The 7,661-nt window shown below is 37.9% G+C and carries 8 protein-coding genes; all 8 read right to left on the reverse strand.

Annotation, left to right across the window (positions count from 1 at the left end):
* Positions 1-258: 258 nt before the first annotated feature.
* The 8 genes from PHY73_08500 to PHY73_08535 all read right to left on the reverse strand — a co-directional run bounded on the left by PHY73_08500 (position 259) and on the right by PHY73_08535 (position 7,525).
* Positions 259-582 carry an HNH endonuclease signature motif containing protein gene (locus PHY73_08500; protein MDD3375740.1) on the reverse strand — a complete coding sequence of 108 codons (324 nt, stop codon included), beginning with the start codon at positions 580-582 and terminating at the stop codon, positions 259-261.
* 216 nt (positions 583-798) lie between these two features.
* Positions 799-1,407, reverse strand: coding sequence for a recombination mediator RecR (gene recR, locus PHY73_08505; protein ID MDD3375741.1), 609 nt, complete (start codon positions 1,405-1,407; stop codon positions 799-801).
* Positions 1,407-3,074, reverse strand: a complete 1,668-nt coding sequence (gene dnaX, locus PHY73_08510; protein MDD3375742.1) for a DNA polymerase III subunit gamma/tau — start codon at positions 3,072-3,074, stop codon at positions 1,407-1,409. The genes recR and dnaX overlap by 1 nt, the downstream gene beginning before the upstream one ends.
* A gap of 18 nt (positions 3,075-3,092) precedes the next feature.
* On the reverse strand, positions 3,093-4,094 hold the full coding sequence (locus PHY73_08515) for a mechanosensitive ion channel (GenBank protein ID MDD3375743.1): 1,002 nt from the start codon (positions 4,092-4,094) through the stop codon (positions 3,093-3,095).
* Between the two features lie 91 nt (positions 4,095-4,185).
* Entirely contained in the window at positions 4,186-4,473 is a 288-nt protein-coding gene (locus PHY73_08520) for a hypothetical protein (GenBank protein ID MDD3375744.1), read from the reverse strand.
* A 49-nt stretch (positions 4,474-4,522) separates the two neighbouring features.
* On the reverse strand, positions 4,523-5,317 hold the full coding sequence (locus tag PHY73_08525) for a response regulator (protein ID MDD3375745.1): 795 nt from the start codon (positions 5,315-5,317) through the stop codon (positions 4,523-4,525).
* A gap of 9 nt (positions 5,318-5,326) precedes the next feature.
* On the reverse strand, positions 5,327-5,878 hold the full coding sequence (locus PHY73_08530; protein MDD3375746.1) for a hypothetical protein: 552 nt from the start codon (positions 5,876-5,878) through the stop codon (positions 5,327-5,329).
* Between the two features lie 45 nt (positions 5,879-5,923).
* Entirely contained in the window at positions 5,924-7,525 is a 1,602-nt protein-coding gene (locus PHY73_08535; GenBank protein MDD3375747.1) for a hypothetical protein, read from the reverse strand.
* Positions 7,526-7,661: the final 136 nt, after the last annotated feature.

Genomic DNA, 7,661 nt, shown 5'->3' on the forward strand with positions numbered 1-7,661 from the left:
ATTAAACTGGCTCCCCCGCGAGGACTCGGACCTCGGACCTATTGGTTACACTTAACCCGCCATTACTAACGGAAGTGGACTTTTTCTTCTCCTTGACTGACGTTTGTCCCTCGTTTTTACTCGGGATAACTTCACTTCGTTCAGCTTTAGGAGGCAGGTGTATAGTCTCTGCACTTGCCCTCCGCCAGAAATCGACGGATGCTAGCTCAAGATTACCCTTCATAAATGATTAGGGCTTCCTTGACTTAGCCTGCTTTTTCAATCCCGATTTCTCGAGAAAGCTGCGTTTCGAACATGAGTTTCGCGATGGCAATTAGCGCAAAGCAGGACACATTTATCAAGCTCCTCAACAACTCTTTTCCAGCTTCTCGTGTATCCCTTTTGAGATATGCTGAAATCTTTTTCTAAAGAAACTTTATGATGAAGCTCTAACGCCTCAACGCACCGATTATAGCCACATCGTTCGCATTTTCCACCCTTATAGTCAACAGCCATTTGACGAATCTTCTTTCGTCTCTTACGAACTGCATCTATAAGATATTGCCGTCTATCGCTATATGTGCGTTTATCCTGTTTTGCCACCTTGCCCTCTAGTCAATTCAATGTTTCGCTGCGCTTTAAAGCGCAGTTTTCACAGCCAACCGCTCTACCAACTGAGCTACAGGGGAATAAAATATGCTAACAAAATATTTTCTCAAAGAGCGATCCCTCAGCATTGCCTCGGGATCAATTTAGTTTTTTCTCTTGCATCATTACATTTTTGCAAGTTAAAACTGTACTGATTATACCCAAAACTTTTTAATTGTCAACTGTGATTTCTCTTCTTGCATTAAGAGAAACACTTAAAGTAAACATATCAGCATACTCAAGAGCGCTTCCCATTGGAATGCCAACACCTATTCGGCTAATTTTAACACCCAAAGGTCTTAGCTGCTGTGTCAAATAAAGGGCTGTGGTCTCTCCCTCAGTATCCGGATCTGTTGCAATAATAACTTCTTTAATATTCTGCGTTGAAACACGATTCATTAGCTGACCGATTCTAAGATCTTCCGGCCCTCTACCGTCAGCCGGAGAAATCGTCCCAAGCAAAACATGATAGCTTCCATGGTAATGGCCTGTTTTTTCAAACGCTAAAACATCCTTTGGATTTTCAACAACACAAATAGTTGCATCGTCACGGCGTGTGTCACTACAAATCATGCATATTTCTGTTTCACTTAAATTATTACAAATTCGACAAAATGTAAGATGATCTTTCAGTCCCAAAATATCACTGCATAACCCTTCGGCATCTTCTCGGCTATTATTCAAGAACCAGAAAGCAATACGTTCAGCACTTCGGCGTCCGATTCCGGGAAGTTTTGTAAGCCGATCAATTAAATTTTCTATAACACGTGGATATGCCATTATTTTCCCTCACGATGCCATTGACTGACAATTTTTCCCTGAAATTTATTTAAGGCATTTTCAACCAAAGGCGCATTCTCCATCGGAGCATGATCATCAATGATTTTAAAAAATAAACTTACCTTTGTGCCAAGCTTTTCTTCTATGACATCACGAATTAAAGCAGTATTCTGTTTTTCTTCCAAAGCTTCCTTATGAAAAGCTGCCTTTTTAGAAAAGCCAATAACAATTTTTGTATCACTAACTTCAAAAGGTACTCCCTCTTGAAGATAAGTTGCAACCGACATTTTTTTTCGACTAACTGCAAAAGTCACAGAATCCCATATTTTCTTAAGATATTCCAGTGTCAGCGGTTCATTTCTTAAAAGTAAACTATCGACAGTCTTTGTGTCAACTGGAAGAAGACAATCATCTTCTACCTTCTCCACAGGATCTAAATTCTTTTGTATCAAACTCTCGCTCTTCTTGTCTAGTGAAAAATCTAAATGACCCTTTTCGTTAATAATCTTTTCCATTGGAATAAACTTCTTGAGGGCCTCTTTCGGCTTCTCCTGCGAAGTAACGACGTCCTTAGGCTCAGATGTATATGTTAGTTTTGCAAAAGCAACTTCTAAAGGAATCCGAACAGAATCCATCGCACGAGAAACATCCGTCACGTCAACAAGTATATCAATAGCTTTTAAAGTTTCACTCAAAGTCGTTTCTTCAGATTGCTTAAGCAGTGTCTCTTTAACAGCTAAAGGATGATCAATCATGCTCCCAAGCGATTTTCCGCCAATTTTAAGAATCATTAAATTTCGAAAATGCTCAATTAAATTACGTGTCAATTGCTTTGGATCTTTACCCTGCTCTAAAATATCATCTAAAACTTGCAGGCATTGTGAACAATTTTTAGATATCAGGGCATCCGTAAGTGAAAATATCAAATCGGTCTCAACTAAACCCAACATCGAGGAGACATCAGAATTCTTGATTGTTTGTTGCGATAATGCACTAAGCTGATCCAAAATACTTAAAGCGTCGCGCACGCTCCCCTTTGCCGCTTTTGCAATTGAAAAACCAGCATCTTGATCAATTTTTAATTTTTCTTTCTTTGAAATATCAGTAAGCGTTTCAGCTAAAGATTTAATCGAAACACGCTTAAAATCAAACTTTTGGCAGCGCGAGATGATCGTTGCCGGAACTTTGTCAGGTTCTGTTGTTGCAAAAATAAATTTAACACACTCTGGCGGCTCTTCTAAAGTCTTCAAAAGTGCATTAAAAGCCTCCGTTGTGAGCATGTGAACTTCATCAACAATATAAATCTTATAACGACCATAAGTCGGCGCAAACTTGACATTTTCTCGAAGCGAACGAATCTCGTCAATGCCACGATTAGACGCACCATCAATTTCAATGACATCAAAATTATTACCGCTTGTAATCTCAACACACGACGAACATTTTCCACAAGGGTTCGCCGTTGGTCCATTTTGGCAATTGAGCGATTTTGAAAGAATTCGAGCGCAAGACGTTTTTCCAATTCCGCGTGGACCGCAAAAAAGATATGCATGGGCCAAACGCTTAGATTCAATAGATTTCTTAAGAAGCTCTGTGATATGACCTTGACCTACCACTTCATCAAAGGTCTGAGGACGATATTTTCTTGCTAAAACAATATATGACATCTTAATTAAATACTCTATTTAAGTTTTTATAATACGGTATGTTGGGTAGGCAAAATCAACATTCGGCTCTTTTCCAAAATCATCAAGAATCATTTGAGACAGCTCATCTTGAGTCGATCGCCTTTTCTTTGCTTCTGTCAAATATCGAAGTGTTAGCTCAACGCCACTATCTTTAATATTCACATACACAATCGGTGTAAATTTTTGATAATAGATCATGTAGCTATGCGCCATACGATCAATCGCAGATTTTACGATACTTTCCATTCCCTGCGCTTGCGACTGTGCATGAGCCAACATAATTTCTTTCCCTTTTTTCCAGTCGCTCTCAAACGTAACTAAAACTTTAATTTCATTCCAAATAAATTCAAAACCACGCGTGTAATTATACAGCTCTTTCTTAAAAACAAAACTATTAGGAATATGAACAATGCGCCCTGTGCTCTGATCCGCATCAACCCAATTACCTATTTCAAGAAGTGAGGTCTGAAAAAGGCGAATATCAATGACATCCCCTTTAACATCGCCTAACTCGATACGGTCTCCTGCTTCAAAGGGACGACGCATCAAAATCAAAAACCATCCAGCAACACTGAGAATAACTTCTTGAAGAGCCAACGCAACACCCGCCGATGCCACGCCAAGGAAGATTGTGATCGAACCGATATTATGAATCCAGATTAAAACAACAAAAAAAAGTAGAATAATGTTGCCGATATAAACAATATTTTTTCGAATAGCATGACGGGCTTTGAGACTTTTAATCCGTCGATTTGAAATACGCACTAAAAGAAAAATAAATGCGTAACAAAGCAACAGGACTAAAACTGTTTGGACAAGTTTTGGTCTTGCAATCTCAAAGCCATTCAAGAAATCACCTTGCGATTCAACAGGAATCTCACCCACAATTTCGACCGGAGACACCAAAGGAGCAGAAGAAACTTGCTGAGCAAAAGACGCAGAAGAAAACAACGCAATAAAAAAAATTAAAACACTAAATTTTAAAAAATATTTTTTCATCTCAATCTCGCAAGGTTAAAATTTTATTAATATGATTATACACAATTTTAAAAATTTGTCTTAGATTTTCTGAAAATAGATGTCTCATGTCTTACGATCTAGCCAGCCCTGCAAGAACTTTTGAAATAACATAAATCGAAACAAGCCCTGCCGCCAAGACTACCAGCCCCAATGTAATCAACATTATTGTCTGTTTTTTTCTTTTTATCTGATTTTCTCTTGCTTCATAAATCAAAACAGCCAATTTATTCTCGTTTAATTCCCCTTTTTCATTCTTTACTTTTCCAATACTTATATTAAATGATCGAGCACAATCGCACAATTCTTTTTGCCGTTGTTCCGCATCAGTAATCAAGAAAATTTTATCTAATTTATCCATTTGTTGATTTTCTTTATTTTTTTTGAAAGGTTTTCTTTTAAAAGAAATCTTATACTAAAAATCTCTGAACTCCCTCTAAAAAAGCAAACTCATTAAATCGACCAATATTATGCGTGATGCCGGCTTCAATGCATGCCTGTTTCGCATCGTCAATAATCATTGCTTTTTGGCGCACAGTTGTTTCTCCGAGATCTTCAGTCTTAAAAAAATTATAGATCAAAATCGGGCGCTGGCTAAACTGAGCCATCTGTCTTAAAATTTTAACAACCTCTTCCGCCGCCATACCATAAAGAGGAACTTCCATAATTAAAACATCAGGAGAAAACTGAACAACCTTTGTAATAATCTCAGGACCATCTTTGGCCATTTCTGGAAGGCATCCTATTTTCTTTAATTGAAATGCCATATTCTCCAAAACTTGTTTATCTGACCCTGCAACCAAAACTTTTTTATTGACCTTCGCCTTAATCGTAGATCGATTAAGCAATAGCGCAATTTTTGCAATCAAAGCTTCATGCTCAAAAGGTTTCGTCAAAAAATCATCAGCTCCCATGACACGAAAAGAATCTTCCATGTGCCCTCGTGCCGTTAAAACGAGAACAGGAATATCTGCTGTCGTTGGGCTCTTTTTTAAATTCTTATAAAACGTAAAACCATCCATCACGGGCATCAAAACGTCTGTGACAATTAAATCTGGACATTCCTTAAAAACTTGATCCAAGCCTTCCTGCCCGTTTTCTGCAGTGACGACATTGTATCCAGCAGCTCTCAAACGCAGTGAAACAACTTTCGAAACATCCGGCTCGTCTTCTACCAATAATATCTTTTTTTGCTTTTCGCTCATAAAACTTCTTTAACGCCCCTTATCATAATAATTATAAAGATTCATGATCCAATCTTCAGACTTCGCTGCTCCTCTGTTCAATGATTTTTCCAGCATTTTCTTTGCATCGGCTTCTCTTTTCTTTTCTGCATTTTCTTCAAGATTCTTTAAAAAAGATATTTTCTTAAACTCCGCTAAAAGTTCCTGAAATTTAGCAGAAGCGGTTTCCTTTAAAACACCGACATTGCATTCTAAAAAGAAATGATTATATGCCTTTTCGATATCGAAATACGGAAACCCGAAATCCTGTCTTTGTTCATTATGAGATTTCGCTGATTCTCCTAACGGATTATTTTCTATCTTAGCATCTTCACTTGTTGTCTTAATACATTTTATCTCATCAACATAGTAGGTAGCTTTGTTTCCAGAATTTAAAAGAACTTTAACAGACTTACCTGTCTGACTTAAAATCGTCCCTGTCACAGCGTTTCCTGCTTTAAGCTCGACAACAGCCGAAAAAGAATTGCTGATCGGAACAAGAATTAAAACACAAATAATAATAAAAAAGATGATAAATTTCATTTTAATTTTCCTTATTATAACATTAAACATGAAATTGAAATTAAATTAATTAGTTATTTCAACCTCTGCAAGCTCCCATCTCGCCTTATCTTGATTCATACCAGGTAAATCAAAAGGATTGAATTCAGCATCCAAAAGAACCATCCATGCGGTTGATGCCAAGCTCAAAACACTCGGCTCATGTGAAAACCATCCAAATGGGATCCAGCCTCGTTTGGATGAATATGAGTATGCCTGTTTGTTGACCCCAGCCTCTTTTCTTAAAAGCTCAATACCTTCACGCATTTGCTGTGCATCCACAAACGAGCGCATTGACCATTCAAAATTTGCATACTTGTAGTATTCAGCTATCATACGTGCCGCAAAAATCGCACCTGCTGTCCATTCTGCAGACACGCGATCGTTTTCTTCTGCAAATCCTACGCCAAGCAAGCTTCCGTTTTCACCTAGCGAACCTGCAAAATTCTTAGCAGCCTGCCATGCACGATAAGAAGCACCCTCTCCAAACCATTGATCAATTTTCTGACACCCTAAAACCATAATCCCCCAAGTCTGTACGTCTGTAGCAAAATGTTTTTTCTCTAAAGACCACTCACCTTTTTTAAACGACATACCTTGGTAAAAATACTGACCACTCTGATTCCATGCCAATTGAAAATAATGATCCATTTTGTCCATAGCTTCTTTATATTGAGAATCATTTGTAATTTGATATAACATTCTAAATGCGGCATACCATGACAAATTATTTTCAGTTGAAATTAAATTATACCAGCCTTTTCCATCTTGATGTCCTTGCATATATGTCCCAATCGGCGCCATGCGAATGCCACCGTTTCCTGCTTGCAACAATATTGCGGCACGAGCCAACTCTTTTGCTAATGAAAGCTCAACTGATTCCTGTGGATGACTGTATTCTTGTGTTTGAGAATTAAAATATTTTTTATGATAAAGATGCAGAGCTGACATAGCAATCCAAGCATTTTCGCCAGCCACAGGCTTCCAGTCTTCCCAGTGGATAGCTGGCCAGGCAGGAAATCCTTCAAACTCTGATTTTCCGTCATAAGGATCTACCGTTGCATATCTACCATTGGCATTGATAATTCTAAAAATAAAACCTCTTTTGCCTTTTTCAGATAAATCTGATGAAACAGCATAAGGGTCATTAATATCATAAATAAAATTATTAATCGGAAATCCTGCCCGAAGATTTGAAATATCATTTAAGCTTCCATTCCAATAAACTTCAACAGGACGAAAAGCTTCTTTTAAATTTTCCTCTCCACCCAACATCGACAAAACAATTTGGCGAACAGCGCCATCGTAAATAACAAGGCCTTCTTCAACAATCACGCGCTCAATAATCCCTTCAACAGAATTCTGCCCACCCATACGCCCATAAACTTCTTCTTTTTCTTCTAACGGAATTTGAAAACTAAAAGGAAGGCCTGTCTCTGAACTAACGTTACCCTTGATCCAATTAATTAAGGTATAGTCCGCATTTTTCGCATAATCGTTCATTTCAAAATCCCTTCTTATTAAATAGCGATTCTTTTCAAATGGTTTTGTGGCTGTCTCTGCCTTAGCTATTGCAGACATCGAGAAAACTTGAAGTGCGACAAGAAGAATTAAGTATTTTTTGTTCATTTCTCCCTCAGCCTATTAAAACAAAAAAAGACCCTTTGAAAAAACATCAAAGGGTCTTATATACCTTGCTTACGAACTGCATGCATCACTTGCAGTTACGGCAACCAGACAACCCTTTTACTTTAACAATCGGGCT

This window comes from Candidatus Omnitrophota bacterium, assembly GCA_028693815.1.
Taxonomy (GTDB): Bacteria; Omnitrophota; Gorgyraeia; order Zapsychrales; family Aceulaceae; genus Aceula.

Bases quoted from the DNA above. Each gene is read 5' to 3' on its own strand.
- PHY73_08525 (MDD3375745.1), bottom strand. From the start codon at position 5,317: ATGAGCGAAAAGCAAAAAAAGATATTATTGGTAGAAGACGAGCCGGAT.
- dnaX (MDD3375742.1), bottom strand. From the start codon at position 3,074: ATGTCATATATTGTTTTAGCAAGAAAATATCGTCCTCAGACCTTTGAT.
- PHY73_08535 (MDD3375747.1), bottom strand. From the start codon at position 7,525: ATGAACAAAAAATACTTAATTCTTCTTGTCGCACTTCAAGTTTTCTCG.
- PHY73_08530 (MDD3375746.1), bottom strand. From the start codon at position 5,878: ATGAAATTTATCATCTTTTTTATTATTATTTGTGTTTTAATTCTTGTT.
- PHY73_08515 (MDD3375743.1), bottom strand. From the start codon at position 4,094: ATGAAAAAATATTTTTTAAAATTTAGTGTTTTAATTTTTTTTATTGCG.
- recR (MDD3375741.1), bottom strand. From the start codon at position 1,407: ATGGCATATCCACGTGTTATAGAAAATTTAATTGATCGGCTTACAAAA.
- PHY73_08520 (MDD3375744.1), bottom strand. From the start codon at position 4,473: ATGGATAAATTAGATAAAATTTTCTTGATTACTGATGCGGAACAACGG.